Source organism: Sporolactobacillus inulinus, from assembly GCF_006539285.1.
In the GTDB taxonomy this organism is placed as follows: Bacteria; Bacillota; Bacilli; order Bacillales; family Sporolactobacillaceae; genus Sporolactobacillus; species Sporolactobacillus inulinus.
This window is the reverse complement of sequence record NZ_BJMS01000223.1, coordinates 1-789: the sequence shown is the minus strand read 5'-3', so window position 1 is coordinate 789 and position 789 is coordinate 1. Positions and strand designations below refer to the sequence as shown.

Annotated in this window: 1 protein-coding gene; it reads right to left on the bottom strand. The window is 40.3% G+C overall.

Going from position 1 to position 789, the window contains the following annotated elements; all coding sequences use genetic code 11:
* Positions 1–226: 226 nt before the first annotated feature.
* Positions 227–607, bottom strand: coding sequence for a response regulator (locus tag SIN01_RS14850; RefSeq protein WP_039745907.1), 381 nt, complete (start codon positions 605–607; stop codon positions 227–229).
* Positions 608–789: the final 182 nt, after the last annotated feature.

Below are 789 nucleotides of genomic sequence, written 5' to 3'. Positions count from 1 at the left end.
AACTTTTCACTCTCCAGCATGGTCAGAATACTTCCTTTTAAATCATTTAGTCGTTTTCTTGGGTGTGAAAAGAAACGGACAGAACATTATATGTAACGTCTCGAATTAATGTCGCCTTTTTTAGGCAGTCGGCGAACAAGAACTGTTTTCAGCAAAACACTCTGTGTGCATTATAGCATAAACAAGCGTTTGATGTCTGTGTCGGGCTTTCAGAATAACAGGAGGGTCATGCGATTTGTGAACATTCGGCTTCTACAGCGATGATCAATTTTTGAAGATCAAACGGTTTCTTAAAATGAGCGACAGCACCGTTTTTCAAAGCCTGACGGACCAGTTCGTTTTCTTCATAAGCGGTCATAATCATCACTTTCACATCCGATTTGGCGTTTTTCATGGCATCCATAAGTTCCAATCCGTTCATCTTCGGCATATTTATATCCAGCAAAACCAGCTGTGGGTGTTTTTCCCTAAGGAGCTTTAACGCCTTGTTACCACTCTCAGCAGTCAGCACTTGATAGCCTTGCTTTTCAAAAACTTCGTGAAGCAGCATCCGGATACCCGGTTGATCATCCACAACCATAATGTTTGTTTTCTTAGTGGATTGCATGTTCTTCAAAATTATTTTACCCCTTTTCCGATCTATTCTTCCGTTTGCATTCATTCTTTCTCTATAGATAATCATTCTTTATCTACTTGACGATTCCTGCTTGTTTTTCAAAATCAAAAAGAATGTAGCTCGCATCGAAACGAAGTCTGCTAAGAAAAACCAGGCTACGCCCGGTCCTTACT

Excerpts from the sequence above, each read along its gene's own strand:
- SIN01_RS14850 (WP_039745907.1), bottom strand. The coding sequence starts at position 607 with ATGCAATCCACTAAGAAAACAAACATTATGGTTGTGGATGATCAACCG.